Genomic DNA, 17,171 nt, shown 5'->3' with positions numbered 1-17,171 from the left:
CCCCTGTGTTGACAGCGCGCGGAATATGTCGGAAAAGCACTGTTTGTCGTCACGATTTCTTCACGAGGTTCCGTATAGCCATGCCCCTTTATGGCCTGAAATTCCGTACGCTCGGCCAGACGTGCTATTATTCCGGCCCGGATACGCTGCGTCCCGGCGATCAGGTGATCGTTGCCGCCGAGCAGGGCGAAGCCCTGGCCGAGGTCGTTTCCGGGCCACATGAAAGCCTGCCCGCGCCCTATGCCGACACCGCACAGGACATCCTGCGCCCGGCAACGGCGGAAGACAAGGAACGCGCCCGCAGCAATGCCGTCCTGGCGCAGGAGGCCGCGGCCTTCTGCCGGCAGTGCATCCGGCAGCGCCGTCTGGACATGAAACTTGTGGAAGTGGAAGTCTATTTTGACCGCAGCAAGTTCATCTTTTACTTTACCGCCCCGGCGCGCATCGACTTCAGGGAGCTGGTGAAGGATCTGGTGCGTGAATACCGCGCCCGCATCGAACTACGCCAGATAGGCGTGCGCCATGAGACCCAGATGGTGGGCGCTGTGGGCAACTGCGGTATGGTCTGCTGCTGCCGCCGCTATTTGCGCAAGTTCGCGCCGGTGACCATCCGCATGGCCAAGGAACAGAACCTGTTCCTCAATCCGGCCAAGATCTCCGGCATCTGCGGCCGCCTTCTGTGCTGCCTGGCCTATGAGCAGGAGAATTACGACCGCTTCCACCGCCACTGCCCCCGCCTGGGCAAGAAATACCAGACCACGCAGGGCAGCATGAAGGTCCTGCGGGCCAACATGTTCCGCAATTCGCTTTCCGTCCTCAACGAGAACAATGAAGAACTTGAACTGACGCTTGAAGAATGGCAGGCCCTTGATCCCCACCGCCCCGAAGCGCCGCAACAGCAGCAGGCGGCGGGGCAGGGCAAGGCCCAGGCCAGACCGGCAGCCTCGCCCGCCGCGGACGGCATGCTCATCGTTTCCGCCACGCCGGACACCATCGATGATGATCTGTCCCGCTTCCATGATCTTTTGCCGGAGGCCGGAGACAGCGCCGACGGCATGGCCGCCAGCGCCGCCCAGCCGGCCGCGGGGCAGGGCGAGGGCGGCAAAGCCCGCCGCAAACGCCGCCGCAAGCCGGCCGCCCGCAGCGCGGACGACGACGGCCCCTCCACCGAACAACCGTAAGGAGCGACCCGGTGTCCCACTTTTTCATCACCACGCCCATTTACTACGTCAATGCCCGGCCGCATCTGGGCCATGCCTATACCACCATCGTGGCGGACTGTCTGGCCCGCTTCCATCGCCTGAAAGGAGATGACACCCTCTTTCTGACCGGCACGGACGAGCACGGCGACAAGATCGTACAGTCCGCCGAAAAGCAGGGCCAGAGCCCACAGGAATTCGTGGACGCCATCAGCGGTCAGTTCCGCGCGCTCTGGCCGCAGCTCGGCATTGCCAACGACCGCTTCGTGCGCACCACCGACGCCGACCACAAGGCCCGCGTACAGCGCTTTTTGCAGCAGGTCTACGACGCCGGAGACATTTATTTCGGCGAGTTCGGGGGCCACTACTGCTATGGCTGCGAACGCTTCTATACGGAAAAGGAGCTGGAGAACGGCCTCTGCCCGCAGCACCTCACCAAGCCGGAATTCATCAGCGAGAAGAACTACTTCTTCCGCATGTCCAAATATCTCCCCTGGCTGAAGGAGCACATCCTTGCCAACCCCGACTTCATCCGGCCGGAACGCTATCGTAATGAAGTGCTGGGCATGCTGGAATCCGGAGCGCTGGAAGACCTGTGCATCTCCCGCCCCAAGAGCCGCCTGACCTGGGGCATCGAGCTGCCCTTCGACAGGGATTACGTCTGCTACGTCTGGTTCGATGCGCTGCTCAACTACATCAGCGCGCTGGGCTGGCCGGATGGCCCCGATTATGCCCGCTACTGGCCGGGCGAACATCTGGTGGCCAAGGATATCCTCAAACCCCACGCCATCTTCTGGCCCACCATGCTCAAGGCCGCGGGCCTGCCCCTCTACCAGCACCTGAACGTGCACGGCTACTGGCTGGTGCGGGATACCAAGATGTCAAAATCCCTGGGGAACGTCGTCGATCCGCTGGCCATGAGCCAGGAATTCGGTCTGGACGCCTTCCGCTACTTCCTCCTGCGGGAGATGCACTTCGGTTCCGACGCCAGCTTCAGCGAGGAGAGCATCGTCACCCGCATAAATGCCGATCTGGCCAATGATCTGGGCAACCTCTACAGCCGCGTGCTGTCCATGACCGCCAAATTCTGCGACGGCAAGACGCCCCCTTGCGGCAGCCTGCGCGAAGAGGACGAGGCCATTGCCGAACTTTGCCTCACGGCCGTTCAGAATTATGTGCAGCTCTTCGACGCCGTCCAGTTCTCGCAGGCGCTGGAATCCCTCTGGGAACTGGTGCGCGCCTGCAACAAGTATGTGGATTCGCAGGCGCCGTGGGCCCTGTCCAAGCAGGGCGATACCGAGCGCCTGGATACGGTGATGCACACCCTGCTCACGGCCATGCGCAAGGTGGCCCTCTGCCTCTGGCCGGTCATGCCGCAGTCGGCGGCGGCCATGCTGACCCAGCTCGGTCAGCCAGCCAGCGGCGAGACGGCTCCGGCCTGCGATCTGGAGCGGGAGATGGAGACATTCGCCGGACTGACGGCGGGCACGCCGCTGGCGGCCGCCTCCAACCTTTTCCCGCGTATCGACGTCGCGGCCCGGGCCAAGGCGGCCGAAGCCGCCGCCAGGGCCGAGAAGGAAAAGAGCAAGGCCGAAAAGGCCGCGCAAAAGGCGAAGGCGGCCCCCGCGCCCGCGGGACCGGCGGAAGAGATCAGCTTCGAACAGTTCAAGGCCGCGGATCTGCGCGTGGGCACGGTGCGCGTCTGCGATCGCCACCCCAATGCCGACCGCATCCTGCGCCTTGAAATCGACTTCGGAGAAGGGCAGCCGCGGCAGATCCTCTCCGGGCTGGCGGAATTCTTTACGCCGGAAGAACTCGTGGGCAAACAGGTGTGCGCCGTGCTCAACCTGGCTCCCCGCAAGATACGCGGCCTCATGTCTCATGGCATGGTGCTCACGGCGGAGCAGGACGGCAGGCTCGTCCTCCTGCAGCCCGGCGGCAGCATGCCCGACGGCAGCCGGATAGGGTAGACGACGGCGGGGCAGGGACGTCCCGCCCCTTGCCGCGGTCTCCCTCAATCGTCGTGCGACGGCTGCGAAGGGGCGGATCCCCCGTCCCGCGTTGCGAAAAGGCGCTCCAGCGCGAGCTGATCGAGGGGACTGAGGTTGAAGCGCATGGCGGCGTCATCCAGCAGGGCGGAGAGCCCGGCCCGCCCTTTTTCCGCCAGTTCGGCCGCCACATAGGCCGCCGCGCGGCGCACAAGTTCGCTTTGCGGCATGATCGTCGTCATAGGGAACCTCCTTGCGTGCGGCCCGACCCGCCGCAGGCGGCAGGCGTCCGCTTTTATGCTGAAGAGACGGCCCGGCCCGCCGGGCATATCCTTCTCAACCACTAGCCAAAGTCGTGCCCTCTGGCAAGGAGAGCCGGGGCGCACAGGGGAAATCATGGACAATCTTTTTGTGGCCCTCATCCTCAGCATTGTGGAAGGACTCACGGAATATCTGCCCGTCTCCTCCTCGGGCCATCTCATCCTGGCCAGCGATCTGCTCAATTTCGTGGGCGAAAAGGCCGCGACCTTCAACGTGGTCATCCAGCTCGGCGCCATCATGGCGGTGGTGGTGCTCTATCGGGAACGCTTCCTGGGGCTGCTGCGCCCGCAGCCCTATGTACGTTTCGCCGGCATGCGCGGCATCGTCCTGCTTGTCCTGACCTGCCTGCCGGCCTGCCTCGTGGGACTGCTCCTGCATTCCACCATCAAGAAACATCTGTTCACGCCCACCACGGTGCTGCTGGCGCTGGTGGTGGGGGCCATTATGATGATCGTGGTGGAGCGGCGCAAGTACCGCCCCTCCTGCGTGACGCTGGACGAAATGACGCCCCGGCTCGCGCTGGGCATCGGGCTCTTCCAGTGCCTCGCCCTCTGGCCGGGCTTTTCCCGTTCGGCATCCACCATCATGGGCGGCATGATCCTCGGCGCCAAGCGCAACGTGGCCGCGGAATACTCCTTCATCGCCGCCGTGCCCATCATGGTCGCCGCCACAGGCTATGACATGCTCAAGAGCTGGCATCTCTTCACCGCGGCGGACATCCCCTTCTTTGCCGTGGGCATGGTGGGGGCCTTCCTTTCCGCGCTGGTCGCCATCAAGGCCTTTGTGGCGCTGGTCGGGCGGATCACCCTGATCCCCTTTGCCATCTACCGGCTCGTGCTGGCGCCCTTCGTCTTTTATTTCATGGTATACTGAGGCCCTGCAAAAAAAATCGGGCTGGCCTGAAAAAAATGCTTGCCAAAAAACGGAAGGTTGTCTAAGTTCTTCTTCGCGCTTGATGGAAAGCACACGGCAAGGTAGCTCAGTTGGTCAGAGCATGCGGTTCATACCCGCAGTGTCGGGGGTTCAAATCCCTCCCTTGCTACCAGAATGCATGACGTCCGGGAGCTGTCCTCCTGGACGTTTTTCTTTTTGCCCCGGGCTGTCGCCCGTGAGGCCGCCATGCTGAAGTCTCCCCCCCGTCCGACGCCCCCTCCCCAGACCACCGCCGTCCCCTGTCCGCCTGCCGGGCCGGGGCCCCTCCCGGCAAAACATGCGGGCAGGGCCGTCCGGCAGCCTCAGCAGCCTCAGCCGGGCTGGCGGGAATGCCTGCGCCGCTATGCCGCGCATCTGCGGCGGCATCCTGTGCGCGGCCTGCTGCGCTGGGCGGTCTTTCTGATCTGCCTGGACATCTTCCGCTATCTGGCGCTGCCGCCGGTCATCCCCCTCATGGCCTGGGAACCCGGGGAAACGGCCATGATGGCCCTGCGCCGCGAAGCCTTCGTGGCGGCCCACCCCGACAAGACATGGCGGCTCCGGCAGCGCTGGGTCCCGCTGGAGCGCATCTCCCCCTGGTTGCGACAGGCCGTCGTCGCCTCGGAAGACGACCGCTTCTATACGCATCACGGCTTTGACGTCGAACTGCTCTGGCAGGCGGCCCTACGCAACTGGGAAAAGGGCAGACTGGCGGCAGGCGGCAGCACCATCACCCAGCAACTGGCCAAAAACCTCTGGTTTTCGCCCGAACGCTCCCTGCTGCGTAAATTCAAGGAAGCCATCATGACGGCACGTCTGGAGATCTGGCTCGATAAAAAACGGATCCTGGAACTTTATCTGAACGTGGTGGAGTGGGGACAGGGCATCTTCGGTGCGGAAGCGGCCTCACGGCACTATTTCGGCAAGCCGGCTGCCGCCCTGAGCAAGCGGGAGGCCGCGCAGCTGGCGGTCATGCTGCCCGCGCCGCTCAAGCGTTCGCCACGCTCGCCGCTGGTGCAGCGCCTGTCCTCCCGCCTCATGCGCCGCATGTACTGAACGTCCGCCCGGGGACTGTCCAAAAATCATACGCCGTCCAGTTTTTGCACAGGGGGGAGCACGCCGCCGGAGGCCTCGCCTCTTGATTGTCTTCTGTCCCGTAATGGGGTAAAGTGCTCCCCTCATGTTTGAGACCATACCTTTCAAGGAGTAATACATGACCGAGGAATTGCAGACCCAGCAGGGCCATGACGACGCCCAGGAAGATTTCGCCACCCTTTTCGCCGCGCAGGAAGCCGCCGCGCCTCGCCTGCAGACGGGCCAGAAGGTGACGGGAAAGATCATCGAGATCAATGGTGATTCCGTCTTTGTCGATGTGGGCATCAAGGTGGACGGCGTCATGGATCGCAAGGACATTCTCGATGCCGAAGGCAAGGAAATGGCAGCCCCCGGCGACAGCATCGAGGTATGGGTCGTGGGCGTCAACCCCCACGAGATCCGCCTTTCGCGCTCCATGAGCGGCAGCGGCATGGCCGCCCTGGAAGAAGCCTGCCAGTCCGGCGTCCCGGTGGATGGTCGCGTCGTGGCCTCCTGCAAGGGCGGCTATACGGTGGAAGTACTCGGCAAGACCGCCTTCTGCCCCGGCAGCCAGATGGATGCCGCCGCCACGGGCGATGCCGAATCCGTCGTGGGCCGTACCATGCAGTTCGTGGTACTGCGCGTGGAGAATCGCGGCCGCAACATCGTGGTTTCCCGCCGGGCGCTGCTGGAACGCGAACGGCAGGACAATCTGGAAAAGCTCCTGACCAGCATCAAGGTGGGCGATACCGTCGAAGGCCGCATCACGCGCCTTGCCCCCTTCGGGGCCTTCATGGAACTGGCCCCGGCGGTGGAAGGCATGATCCACCTCTCCGAACTGTCGTGGTCGCGCGTGGGCGCCGCCGACGAGGCCGTCTCGCCCGGCGATATGGTGCGCGCCAAGCTGCTGTCCGTGAGCACGGACGACAAGGGGCGTACCCGCATCTCCCTTTCCCGCAAGCAGGCTGAGGGCGATCCCTGGGCCCAGGTGACCGACCGCCTGAGCGTGGGCAGCGTCATGGAAGGCAAGGTGACCCGCCTGGCTCCCTTCGGCGCCTTTGTGGAACTGCTGCCCGGCGTGGAAGGCCTCGTGCACCTTTCCGAAATGTCCTGGACCAAGCGCGTGAACAAGGCCGAGGACGTGGTGGCCCCCGGAGATACGGTCTCCGTGAAGATCAAGGACATCAATCCCGAAACGCGCCGTATCTCCCTGAGCATGCGGGACGCCGAAGGCGACCCGTGGCAGGATGCCGCCAGCCGCTTTGCCGTGGGCACGGTGGTGGAAGGCACGGTGGAGAGCCAGAGCAAGTTCGGCGTCTTCGTGACGCTGGCTCCGGGCATCACGGGCCTGCTCCCGGCCGGCGTCATCAAGAACGCCAAGAAAAGCGAATACACCAGCCTCGACAAGGGCGACAACGTCAAGCTGGTCGTCCAGAATCTGGACACCGCCGCCCGTCGCATCAGCCTTGCCCCCGAAGGGGTGGAAGTGACAGAAAAGCCCCGTGACAACGACTGGAAGCAGCATGCCAGCACGGGGCCCGCCGGACAGGGTGCTGGGATGGGGATCATGGCACAGGCTTTGCAGAAGGCTCTGCAAAAGAAAGCCTAAGGAGCTTCCCTATGAAAATGAGAAAACCCCTTGCTCTGGCGCTGGCCACGCTGCTTATGATGGGCAGCCTGGCGCAGGCCGCCACGCTTCCCGATTTTTCCACGCTGGCCGCCAAGTGCGGCCCGGCGGTGGTCAATATCGGCACGGAACGCACGGCCCAGGGGGGCGGTCCCGAAGAATTCTTCGGCGAGATGTTCCGCAACATGCCCCCCGGTTTCGGGCAGTTCTTCGATCAGTTCGGCGCAGGCCCGCGCGGCGGACAGCGTGCCCCGCAAAAAAAGCAGAAGTCTCTTGGTTCGGGCTTCATCATCTCGGCTGACGGCTATATCGTCACCAACAATCATGTGGTGGCCGATGCCGACGTGATCCACGTCACCCTCGACGAGAGCAACGGCAAGCCCACGCCGCTCGTGGCCAAGCTCATCGGCGCCGACGAGGAGACCGACCTCGCCCTGCTCAAGGTGGACGCCAAGAAGGAATTGCCCTTCCTCAAGTTCGGCAATTCCGATGCGCTCAAGGTGGGCGAATGGCTCATGGCCATCGGCAATCCCTTCGGCCTTGACCACACGGTGACCTCCGGCATCCTGTCCGCCAAGGGCCGCAACATCCGCTCCGGGCCGTTCGACAACTTCCTGCAGACGGACTGTTCCATCAATCCCGGCAACTCCGGGGGCCCGCTCCTGAATATGGACGGCGACGTGATCGGCATCAATACCGCCATCATCGCCAGCGGGCAGGGGATCGGCTTTGCCATCCCCAGTAATATGGCCGCCAACATCATCGAACAGATCAAGAGCGGCAAGAAGGTCAGCCGCGGCTGGATCGGCGTGACCATCCAGGACGTGGATGAAGCCATGGCCAGGGCCATCGGCATGGAAACGCCCCGTGGGGCGCTGGTGGCCAGCACGCTGGAAGGCGAGCCCGCCGCCAAGGCCGGCATCGAAGATGGCGACGTCATCGTCAGCGTGGACGGCGAAAGCATCGCCGACTCCTCCGCGCTGCTGCGCGCCATCGCCGCCAAGAAGCCCGGCAGCATCGTCAAGCTGGGCATCTGGCGCGGCGGCAAGGAGCAGGTGATGGACGTCACCCTTGGCGAACGCCAGAGCTCCCAGAACGCCGCCGCCCCCGGCAAGGACGGCAAGAAGCGGGATGAAGGCCTGCTGGGCCTCACAGTGCGGTCGCTCAAGGCCGAAGAACGTCAGGAAATGGATCTGCCGGACAAGGAAGGCATCCTCGTGCTGGAAGTCAATCCCGACAAGGCCGCCGCCGAAGCCGACATCCGCCCCGGCGACATCATCCTGCGGGCTGACCGCAAGCCGGTGAACACTCCCGAGGCGCTCTCCAGGATCGTCAAGGAAGTAGGCGTGAAGCGCGGGGCCATCATGCTGCAGGTCATGCGGCGCGGCGACACACTCTTCAAGGCGCTCACCATCGAAAAGAAGTAACAGCACCTGATGCCGCCTGGTAACAACAAAAAAAGGAGGCGTATGCCTCCTTTTTTTGTTGCCGCCAGAAACGGGACTTGTAACATGCGGCAAAGCCCTGTATCTGAAAGACAGGAACGTTTCGCCCGTGAAGCGACAACACGTGAGGCGGCCGCACAGCGCCGCCCGGCCAAAGTGGGCGGGAAAACCGCGTTTTTTCCACGAGACAACAGGGCCGTATGCTCTGGAGCGCGAAGCGTTTCAAACGGAAGATGCTCAAGGCCCACCCCTTGTCCAGGCCGGACACGACACCCCAAGGAGACGTCATGGCTACCACCCCCTCCGGCAGGCAGATGCACCCCTCGTTCGACGCGGCCCATGAGGCCTTTGTCCAGGAATACCTTGCGCTTTACCACAACTTCCCAAAATACATGGAAGATCTTGTCCTCGGCTTCGGCTGGGGCGAAGGCAGCGACGGGCAACGCTGGTTCATCATTTCCGCCGATCCCAAGGACCTGCAGCACCTTACCTACCCTGAGCTCATGAACTGGGATCATGAAGGGTTCAGCGATCTCCCCGAACTCATCCAGCACGCCCGCCTTGATCCCATCGTGGAGTAGGCCGCACCGCCCGGCGTCACGGCAAAAGGGCAGTCCTTTTTCCGCGGACCGGGGCACCTCCTCCCGTGTCCGGCTCTTCCTCCGCCTTCGCTGTCTGAGGACCGCCTCCCCCTGAGCGCAAGCCTTCCCTGGCCTGAGCTGGGGGAGAGGGGAGCAGCCTGGGGAGCGTTTGCCGCGTCACGCCAGAGGCCCGCCGCCGAAGACGCCGCAGGCGCGGCATAGCCGCCTGTCAGCCGGCCTCCGCCCCCTGACGGCGGTTGCGTCCGGCAAAAGGGCAGGCTATACTGACAGATGAAGCGAAAGGAGGAAGCCATGTCCCTGCATCCGCACGCCGGGCAACTGCCCACGCCTGACATGCTGACCGATGTCCCCACGCTGGTCAGCGCCTATTATACCGACTTTCCCAGTCCGGCCGAGGCCTCCCAGCGGGTCAGCTTCGGCACGTCCGGGCACAGGGGCTCTTCCCTTGACCTGAGCTTCAACGAGGAACACATCTACGCCATCACGCAGGCGGTCTGCGACTACCGGGCCAGTCACGGCATCAAGGGGCCGCTCTTCCTCGGCGGCGACAGCCACGCGCTGTCCCTTCCGGCCTTTCGCTCGGCGCTGGAAGTGCTGGTCGCCAATGACGTACACGTCTTCATTGCCCCGGACGGGGAGTATACCGCGACTCCGGTCATTTCCCACGCCATCCTGAGCTGGAATGCCGGCAGCGCCCAGGCGGACGGCATCATCATCACCCCTTCGCACAATCCCCCGCGCGACGGCGGCTTCAAATACAATCCGCCCCACGGCGGCCCGGCGGAGACCGCCGTCACCCGCTGGATAGAGCGCCGGGCCAACGAACATCTGGAAGCCAGCAACCGCGCCGTGCAGATCACGCATTACCGGGCGGCCCGCCATTCCTCACGCGTCAAGGTTTACGATTTCACGGCCCGTTATGTGGATGATCTGGCCGAGGTGCTGGACATGCCGGCCATCGCCGCTTCGGGGCTCACCCTCGGAGTGGATCCGCTGGGCGGGGCGAGCCTGCCTCTGTGGGAACCCATCGCCCAGAAGTACGGCCTGGCGCTGAAGGTGGTCAACAAGGAGGTGGATCCCTCCTTCCGCTTCGTGCCCTGCGACAAGGACGGCAAAATCCGCATGGATTGTTCGTCCCCCTATGCCATGAGCCGGCTGCTGTCCTTGCGCGACAGCTTTGATCTGGCCTTTGCCTGCGACCCGGACGCGGACCGCCACGGCATCGTGACACGCGACGAGCTTATGAACCCCAACCATTTTCTGACCGCGGCGTGCTGGTATCTCTTTCGGACGCGTTCGCAGTGGAGCAAGGGCAGCGGCATCGGCAAAACGCTGGTGACCAGCGCCATGCTGGACAAGGTAGGGGAGGAACTCCAACGGTCGGTGGTGGAGGTCCCCGTGGGCTTCAAATGGTTCGTCCCCTATCTGCAAAGCGGCCGCTGCGCCCTGGGCTGCGAGGAAAGCGCCGGCGCTTCTTTCCTGACCCGCGACGGCAGGCCGTGGAGCACGGATAAGGACGGCCCGCTGCTCTGTCTGCTGGCGGCGGAAATGATGGCCCGGGAAGGCAAGTCCCCGTCGGCCGTCTACGCCGACCTGACGCAACGGCATGGCGCCCCCTGCTATCAGCGGCTTGATGCCCCGGCAGACAACAGGGTGCGTAGCCTGCTCAAGGGCTTGGCCGCGGAGCAGGTCGATATACGGGAACTGGCGGGCGAACCGGTGGAAAGCGTCATCACCCGTGCGCCGGGCAACGATGCGCCCATCGGCGGCATCAAGGTCATGGCCCGCAGCGGCTGGTTTGCCGTGCGCCCGTCAGGCACGGAGCCCATTTGCAAGGTCTACACGGAAAGTTTCGGAGGCGAAGAGCATTTGCGCCGCCTGCAAAAGGACGCCATTGAATTTCTGGACAGGCTGCTCCAGCGGGCGTGAAGCGCACCTCCGCACTGCTGGGCCGTCCGCTCAAGCGGGACTATTTGGTCAGGGAAGATTCTCACGACTTCGCACGAGGGGGGAAGCTCTTTCCGTGATGTTTTTCAATCTTCCTCCACTCGTAGGTGTTGTGTTTCGATAGGTTGTTCACCCTTTCCTCATTCGGTAAGTTGGAAGTTACCACATAAACCAACAAGCGAGTGAGGGAAAGGGTGAACAGCCATAAGAATGCCAAACTTACGGCCAGAGGTCGAGAGGAAATGGTTCGGCGGATGGACAGTATGCCCGCCGCTGCCGTCGCTGCGGGATTTGGCGTAAGTCTGCGCACTGCCAGAAAATGGAAAAGTCGTTACCGGCATGGCGGCATCGAGGCGCTCGTGGACAAAAGCCCACGCCCCCTGCGCTGTCGGAGCAAGCTCACGGAAAAGACATTCGGGGAAATTTTCTCCCTACGGCAGAAACGCTTGACCGGAGATGCGATAGCGGCCCGGCTGGGACTTGGTCGGAGTTCTGTCTTTCGCGCCTTGCGTAAACTTGGCTGCTCGCATCTTACCTCTCTGGAGGCAAAGCCTCCAGTGCGGCGTTATCAGTGGGAAAAGCCCGGACAGATGCTGCATCTGGATATCAAGGTCAGGGGAAAATCGACAGTGTGGGGGCACACGTCAAGTTATCGTCGCCGTCCCGACTTGGGAGAATATCTGCATGTTTGCATGATGACGCTTTGCGTGTGGCCTGTACGGAGATCCTCTCGGATGAGACGGCGGAATCGGTTGTAGAATTCCTCTTAATGCGCCCTCTTGGCGCTTGGCAGAAACTCTCTAGCTTCATGTCTGAACAAAGAGTAAACAACTAGATGGTGTCGTCAAATTATGTTTGCCCACAAAGATATGCATCTGATTTGAACGGCGGCAAGAAAAGAGGCACATCTTTTGGCATATCGTGTGGCAATTCCCCGCCAGCGCTTGAGATGGAGAAAAGCATTCTCGACAAGATGCCTGACTTTGTAGAGCTCTCTGTCATAGTTGCGTGATATTTTACGACTTCTCTTTGGCGGGATGACAACCTGGAAACCGGATTCACCTGCTTTGCGGAGAATACTCTCCGTATCGTAGCCTCTATCAGCCAAAAGTGCCCCGGCACTCAACCCGTCAATCAACGCATAGGCCTCTTTGCAATCAGCTCGGGTACCTTCTGTAACAATGACTCTGACCGGCATACCATGCGCATCCACGGCCAGATGTATTTTTGAGTTGAGCCCCCTTTTGTGCGGCTCATGGCCTCATTACCTCCCGCAGCGCCCGCCGCATGAGGATGTACTTTGCAATGACTGGCATCAATGATGAGCCATTCAAAATCAGGTTCGACAATGAGAGCTTCGAGTATTTTCTCCCAGACTCCCCGATCTCGCCATCGGCAGAAGCGGCGATGTGTATTTTTCCAGTCGCCAAGATCAGGAGGCAAATCCCTCCACGGAGCCCCAGTTCTCAGTATCCAGAAGACAGCGTTGATAGACAATCGGTTATCGGCAGAAGGACGACCGATGCTGCCTTTGGAACCGGGGAGAAGTTTTTCGATGTTTGCCCATGTCTTGTCGGAAATATCATGCCTTCGATGTGCCGCCATATGACCTCTCCTCATTGTAAGTGAGGAGATTATAACATACTTTTAATTTGACGACACCATCTAGTGAACAACAACTTCTCTGCATCTCAATGGAGAAAAAAACAATGGGCCTTACAGAGAAAGAAAAAGATATAAACTATGGTATTTGTATCTTACGTATTATATTTTCATTTCAAGTTGTAATGGTTCATTGTAATGGTGGAAGTTTTTTTTACTGGATTGGGTCTGCTGTCCCATTTTTTATGTTGACATCTTTTTACCTTACATACAATACATTCAATAAAAGTAACTACATAAATATAAAACGTCGTATTTCTAGAATATGCATTCCATATTTTGGATATGCCTTTATCTCTTTTGTCATAATATCATTTTTAGAAGTTATTACTACAAAACATATTGTATCTTATACAGATCTACTTTGGCAGCTTTTACTCGGTTCCAGCAAACTAAATCCACCTCTATGGTTTCTATCAAATTTAATAATTTGTTCTGCTATAATTTTCCTAGTTTCAAAGTATTCTCTAAATAAAAATAAACTTTTTATTATCATACTCATCACATCTTTTTTTATTCAGTATACAGGAATAAATTCTTTTATATTCTCAAATTTACGGTTTGAAATAAAATGGCCACTAGGGCGCATAATTGAAATGATTCCATACGCCTGCGCCGGAACTCTCCTTGCATCATCAGGCATATTAAAAAAAATACATAGCAATATATTAGCCATGTTTACAATTTGCATTCTCCTACTATTCTTTAAAACACACAGCATACCAACACCAACAGGATTTTATAATCAAGGAATACAAATGTTTATAAACACAATATTAGTATTTCCACTTTTCTACTTAGCAAATTTTGAAAAATTAAACACAGATATAAAAAAATTTATTTTATACATTTCAAACTACTCACTCGGAATATATTGCATTCATCATATTATTATATTAATATACGAAAATACAACAAACTATTCGGGAACATCCTTCATTAGAGGATCAACAATATATATACTAAGCTTATTTTTTTCAATACTTATCAGTAAAATACCTTTTAAATGGGCTGCAAGTCTTGTCAGATAGATGAAGCATAAGGAACACCTGACAAAGTTTATATAAGCAGAAAAAAATAAATACCGTCAGCATGTTAAGTTCGACAAGTTGAAAATTACCTACAAGCTGCAAGCGAACAAACTAAAGGGTGGACACCTTGATTAAGCCAGCCCCTGGCTCAACTCCACCGCCCGACGCAGCGCCGCCAGCTCGCTTTCTTCCAGCGGCCGGCATTGCCCCGGCGCCAGCTTGCCCAGCTGCAACGGGCCAATGGCCACGCGGCGCAGACGCAGGATCGTCAAGCCCAGATCCCGGCACATCCGTCGGATCTGCCGGTTGACCCCCTGGCGCAGGATCATCCGCAACAGCGTACAGCCGGAGGCCGTGCTCCGTGCCGTCACCTCCACGGGAAGCAGCACCTCGCCCTCCGCCAGGCACATGCCCGAACGCATGGTCTGCAAAGCCTTTTGCGTCACCACATCGCGCACGAGCACCTCATAGTGCTTGGGCAGATGGTGGCGCGGATGCATGAGCCGCTGGGCAAGTCGCCCGTCGTTGGTCAACAGGATGAGCCCTTCGGAAAAATAGTCCAGCCGTCCCACAGGAAACAGACGTATCCCCGGATGATCACGCGCCACCAGCGAAAGAACGGTCTGCCGCCCCTGCGGGTCGGCGGCCGTGCTGACCACCTGGACAGGCTTGTTCAGCATGAGGCAGAGCATCTGTTGCGTGCGGGAAATGGGCTTGCCGTCCACGCTCACGCTGTCCTCCGGGCCGATCCTCCGCCCGGCATGCGTCTCCACCTCGCCATTGACGCTGACCCGTCCGGCAAAGATCAGCTCATCCGCCTTGCGCCGCGAACAATACCCGGCTTCGGCAATGGCCTTGTTCAGGCGACGGTCCGAGAGGGCGGGTTCCTCCTGCGCCGGCGGGACGGAGCACGCCTGCCGGCGGGAAGGACGCCGCCAGGCACGCAGCTCATCCTGTGCGGCCTGCCGGAAAGAAGCGAAGCCCGAACGTCCGCCGTCGCCCGGGCGCTCCTCGTCGCGCCAGCCGCTGTGATGTCCTTTTGGGTCTCCCGGCAGCGGGCGGGGGAGAGGAGGCGTCTCCTCACTTGCCGGCAACGCGGAACCTGACGCCGCATCGCGGACAGCCGAAACAGGCAGGTTCTCTGCGCGGGCCTGCCGGATCTGGCGAGCCTGCCGCTGCCATTGCCCGGCCGCCTGCGTAAGAGGATGCGGCGCAGCAGGGACGCGCGCACTGTCCGTCTGGCTCTCCCCGCACTTTGTGAATCTATTCACTTTCGGATCGTCATTGTCTTTCCATGCCCGAAAGGCATCATCGCCATCACGAGACGAAAAGGCCTGGTGGGAGGCGCTCCGTCCCGGCGCGCGCCGCTGCCCCTGACGAAACTCGCCGCCTGGACGCTTTCCGCCAGACGGCAAGTCCGGGCCAGAAAAATGTGCCAGCCCACAATCGACTGGCGTAGCCGTTTCAGGCTGACAATACGCGGCACCTCCGGGAGGGCAAAATGGCGCCGGACAGGACATCCGAGCCGCCTCGTCAGCGGAGGATGATCCAGCACAGCTGTCGGACACAGGCGCAGAAGCGGCGGCTGCCGCCCGCACTGGCCGCCGGCGCACGGCGCGACGCAAAAAACGAGATCCCATAGACACCTCTCCACAAAGACTGGCGCAACCCCGGAGATCTTTCCGGGCATCACCAGAAAAGTTGTGCCCAACTTGGCAGGCCAGGTCAAGAAAAGAGAAGGGACGGCACAAAAGAGGCGGCAGCTAATATACTTGAATAATTTGATTTTTATAGCTAAAAGTTTACATAATTATCATTATGGGACAATATTGCATAAGAGAAAACAATCAGGAGGAAACACCCCTTCCTTACCCATTTACTGCCCGAAATTTTTCCCGCCAATACATCCACACTCGCGACATTTTTCGGGGCAGCACGCACGCATGATGTCCTACACGACAGCGTCCATTGCTGCAAAAATGAGCCGGGCAGCAACCCCCTTTTCCCGCGAACCTCACATGATCTTTTCGGCTTTGAGTACAGTTTTTACAAAACTACAATTGTCGAACTTTCCGCCATTTATACAGTTTTCTCTTTTCTCTGTTTTTTTGATTCAATTTTGAATCGTTCTTTTTCGATTGACAGTGGCCGTATCGCTTTCTAGGCTCAGGCGGGAAAAGCACGGACGCAAGCGACGACCTCCCGGCACAAAAGGCCGTCGGGGCAGGCACGGATTCCGGGTAAAAGCGACTGCGAGAGCCGGGCAACATGCGTCCTGCTCGTTCCCCGGGCCTTCTGGCAGTGTCGAACCAGGCCCCCTCTTCCGCCGCCTTGTGCGCGCTCCATCTTTTTCCTTCCAACCACGGAAATGCCGTTATGTCAGCAGTACCCACCGCCCCCTCGCTCACGCCCCAGCAACGGAAAGCCTTGCGTGATCAGCATCCATTATACAGACGTCTTTCCGGCGAAGGCGTCTGGGTGTTCCTGGAAGAACTCGGCCTGGATGAAGGGCAATGCGAACGCTTCATGGATGCCTTTTTCCGCCAGATGGATCATATCCTCTCCTGCATGGCGGCCTTGAACGCTTCCTCTCGCCTGCGGGGGCAGATCATCGGTCGGCCCGAGGACTGCTGCCCCGCCTGCGCGACCAGCATCGGCCGGTATATGTCGTCTGGCGGGGGCGGCGCATGGGACCTTTTGCCCCCATTCGGCATCGGCTGCCCGCTCTCGCTCCGCCTTGGCCATCCCGAGGAACCGCCGGCAGCCGGCTCCACCCTGTTGCCGGATGCCGTAAAAGAGCCTTCCATCCTCTGCGCCAGGCTGGCGGCAGATCCGGCGGATGGGCTCCGACGCTTTCTTGCCGCCGTGCAGCCTGCTGACACGGAGATCTGATCCACATATCGTGAAAAAAATAACCACTCAGCCAGGGACTCCTGGTTTCGGACAGCGTTCAGGAATATTTTCACAACCCCCCGCGAAAAAACGATCCCGTCAAAAAAATCTCCTTGCCTTTTTACGCAACTTCCCCTATATACACGCCTTGCAAGGTCATGGTATCCCCGTTGCGCCATGACTCCGACGGCAAGACCGGACAGTTCTGTAACTTCAGTTTTTCTGTATATACGGAGGATACCATGAGCAAAGAATGCGCTTTCTGCGGCAAAAAGCCCCAGGTCGGCAATCTTGTGAGTCATTCCAACATCAAGACCAAGCGCCGGTTCAACCCGAACCTCCAGCGCGTGCGTCATCAGTTTGCCGACGGTACCGTCTGCACCCTTTCTGTCTGCACCCGCTGCATCCGCTCCGGTGCAGTCACCAAGCCGGTCGCCAGCAAGAAGGCTGACGCCTAGGCGTTGCCCCCTG

Annotated in this window: 15 protein-coding genes and 1 tRNA gene; 13 read left to right on the top strand and 3 right to left on the bottom strand. The window is 59.8% G+C overall.

Annotated features, from left to right (window positions below; all coding sequences use genetic code 11):
* The first annotated feature begins 80 nt into the window (after positions 1-80).
* Entirely contained in the window at positions 81-1,181 is a 1,101-nt protein-coding gene (locus Q0J54_RS01865; RefSeq protein ID WP_296303607.1) for a regulatory iron-sulfur-containing complex subunit RicT, read from the top strand.
* Positions 1,182-1,192: 11 nt separating this feature from the next.
* Positions 1,193-3,169: a methionine--tRNA ligase gene (gene metG / locus Q0J54_RS01860; protein WP_296303605.1), complete on the top strand. Its 1,977-nt coding sequence runs from the start codon at positions 1,193-1,195 to the stop codon at positions 3,167-3,169.
* A gap of 44 nt (positions 3,170-3,213) precedes the next feature.
* On the opposite strand, the gene Q0J54_RS01855 is transcribed toward metG, so the two are convergent.
* Positions 3,214-3,429 (bottom strand): hypothetical protein, encoded by a 216-nt coding sequence (locus Q0J54_RS01855; RefSeq protein WP_296303604.1) that lies wholly within the window; start codon positions 3,427-3,429, stop codon positions 3,214-3,216.
* Positions 3,430-3,583: 154 nt separating this feature from the next.
* Here Q0J54_RS01855 and Q0J54_RS01850 point away from each other — a divergent pair, with 154 nt between their 5' ends.
* The 8 genes from Q0J54_RS01850 (at position 3,584) to Q0J54_RS12175 (ending at position 11,873) form a co-directional block, all read left to right on the top strand.
* Positions 3,584-4,381, top strand: coding sequence for an undecaprenyl-diphosphate phosphatase (locus Q0J54_RS01850; RefSeq protein ID WP_296303603.1), 798 nt, complete (start codon positions 3,584-3,586; stop codon positions 4,379-4,381).
* A 95-nt stretch (positions 4,382-4,476) separates the two neighbouring features.
* A tRNA-Met gene (locus Q0J54_RS01845) sits at positions 4,477-4,553 on the top strand.
* Positions 4,554-4,627: 74 nt separating this feature from the next.
* Complete coding sequence (gene mtgA / locus Q0J54_RS01840) at positions 4,628-5,476, top strand: monofunctional biosynthetic peptidoglycan transglycosylase (RefSeq protein WP_296303602.1); 849 nt, start codon at positions 4,628-4,630, stop codon at positions 5,474-5,476.
* 157 nt (positions 5,477-5,633) lie between these two features.
* The gene (locus Q0J54_RS01835; RefSeq protein WP_296303601.1) at positions 5,634-7,103 is read left to right on the top strand and encodes a 30S ribosomal protein S1; all 1,470 of its coding nucleotides are present in this window, start codon (positions 5,634-5,636) and stop codon (positions 7,101-7,103) included.
* A gap of 11 nt (positions 7,104-7,114) precedes the next feature.
* Complete coding sequence (locus Q0J54_RS01830; protein ID WP_296303600.1) at positions 7,115-8,548, top strand: DegQ family serine endoprotease; 1,434 nt, start codon at positions 7,115-7,117, stop codon at positions 8,546-8,548.
* Positions 8,549-8,853: 305 nt separating this feature from the next.
* Positions 8,854-9,147: a hypothetical protein gene (locus tag Q0J54_RS01825; RefSeq protein WP_296303598.1), complete on the top strand. Its 294-nt coding sequence runs from the start codon at positions 8,854-8,856 to the stop codon at positions 9,145-9,147.
* 312 nt (positions 9,148-9,459) lie between these two features.
* Positions 9,460-11,097 carry a phosphoglucomutase gene (locus tag Q0J54_RS01820; RefSeq protein ID WP_296303596.1) on the top strand — a complete coding sequence of 546 codons (1,638 nt, stop codon included), beginning with the start codon at positions 9,460-9,462 and terminating at the stop codon, positions 11,095-11,097.
* A gap of 260 nt (positions 11,098-11,357) precedes the next feature.
* Positions 11,358-11,873 carry a helix-turn-helix domain-containing protein gene (locus Q0J54_RS12175; protein WP_367172214.1) on the top strand — a complete coding sequence of 172 codons (516 nt, stop codon included), beginning with the start codon at positions 11,358-11,360 and terminating at the stop codon, positions 11,871-11,873.
* Between the two features lie 86 nt (positions 11,874-11,959).
* On the opposite strand, the gene Q0J54_RS01815 is transcribed toward Q0J54_RS12175, so the two are convergent.
* Positions 11,960-12,720, bottom strand: a protein-coding gene (locus Q0J54_RS01815; RefSeq protein WP_296303595.1) for an IS5 family transposase whose coding sequence is annotated in 2 segments (ribosomal slippage) — positions 11,960-12,363 and positions 12,363-12,720 — 762 coding nt in all. Because the reading frame shifts where the segments join, the coding sequence is not laid out codon by codon here.
* Positions 12,721-12,824: 104 nt separating this feature from the next.
* Here Q0J54_RS01815 and Q0J54_RS01810 point away from each other — a divergent pair.
* Complete coding sequence (locus tag Q0J54_RS01810; RefSeq protein WP_296303594.1) at positions 12,825-13,808, top strand: acyltransferase; 984 nt, start codon at positions 12,825-12,827, stop codon at positions 13,806-13,808.
* Between the two features lie 131 nt (positions 13,809-13,939).
* Here the strand turns inward: Q0J54_RS01810 and Q0J54_RS01805 are convergent, their stop codons facing one another.
* Complete coding sequence (locus tag Q0J54_RS01805; RefSeq protein ID WP_296303593.1) at positions 13,940-15,079, bottom strand: pseudouridine synthase; 1,140 nt, start codon at positions 15,077-15,079, stop codon at positions 13,940-13,942.
* A 1,105-nt stretch (positions 15,080-16,184) separates the two neighbouring features.
* On the opposite strand from Q0J54_RS01805, the gene Q0J54_RS01800 reads away from it, so the two are divergent.
* Positions 16,185-16,700 (top strand): hypothetical protein, encoded by a 516-nt coding sequence (locus Q0J54_RS01800; protein ID WP_296303592.1) that lies wholly within the window; start codon positions 16,185-16,187, stop codon positions 16,698-16,700.
* A gap of 242 nt (positions 16,701-16,942) precedes the next feature.
* Positions 16,943-17,158, top strand: a complete 216-nt coding sequence (gene rpmB, locus Q0J54_RS01795) for a 50S ribosomal protein L28 (protein ID WP_296303591.1) — start codon at positions 16,943-16,945, stop codon at positions 17,156-17,158.
* The last annotated feature ends 13 nt before the right edge of the window (positions 17,159-17,171 follow it).

This window comes from uncultured Desulfovibrio sp. (assembly GCF_944324935.1).
Lineage (GTDB): Bacteria > Desulfobacterota > Desulfovibrionia > Desulfovibrionales > Desulfovibrionaceae > Desulfovibrio.
Note: the sequence above shows the minus strand (reverse complement) of the source record. Positions and strands in the feature narration are given on the sequence as shown.

Coding starts and splice junctions, on each gene's coding strand:
- Q0J54_RS01865 (WP_296303607.1), top strand. CDS start 81: ATGCCCCTTTATGGCCTGAAATTCCGTACGCTCGGCCAGACGTGCTAT.
- Q0J54_RS01855 (WP_296303604.1), bottom strand. CDS start 3,429: ATGACGACGATCATGCCGCAAAGCGAACTTGTGCGCCGCGCGGCGGCC.
- Q0J54_RS01850 (WP_296303603.1), top strand. CDS start 3,584: ATGGACAATCTTTTTGTGGCCCTCATCCTCAGCATTGTGGAAGGACTC.
- mtgA (WP_296303602.1), top strand. CDS start 4,628: ATGCTGAAGTCTCCCCCCCGTCCGACGCCCCCTCCCCAGACCACCGCC.
- Q0J54_RS01835 (WP_296303601.1), top strand. CDS start 5,634: ATGACCGAGGAATTGCAGACCCAGCAGGGCCATGACGACGCCCAGGAA.
- Q0J54_RS01830 (WP_296303600.1), top strand. CDS start 7,115: ATGAAAATGAGAAAACCCCTTGCTCTGGCGCTGGCCACGCTGCTTATG.
- Q0J54_RS01825 (WP_296303598.1), top strand. CDS start 8,854: ATGGCTACCACCCCCTCCGGCAGGCAGATGCACCCCTCGTTCGACGCG.
- Q0J54_RS01820 (WP_296303596.1), top strand. CDS start 9,460: ATGTCCCTGCATCCGCACGCCGGGCAACTGCCCACGCCTGACATGCTG.
- Q0J54_RS12175 (WP_367172214.1), top strand. CDS start 11,358: ATGGTTCGGCGGATGGACAGTATGCCCGCCGCTGCCGTCGCTGCGGGA.
- Q0J54_RS01810 (WP_296303594.1), top strand. CDS start 12,825: ATGGGCCTTACAGAGAAAGAAAAAGATATAAACTATGGTATTTGTATC.
- Q0J54_RS01800 (WP_296303592.1), top strand. CDS start 16,185: ATGTCAGCAGTACCCACCGCCCCCTCGCTCACGCCCCAGCAACGGAAA.
- rpmB (WP_296303591.1), top strand. CDS start 16,943: ATGAGCAAAGAATGCGCTTTCTGCGGCAAAAAGCCCCAGGTCGGCAAT.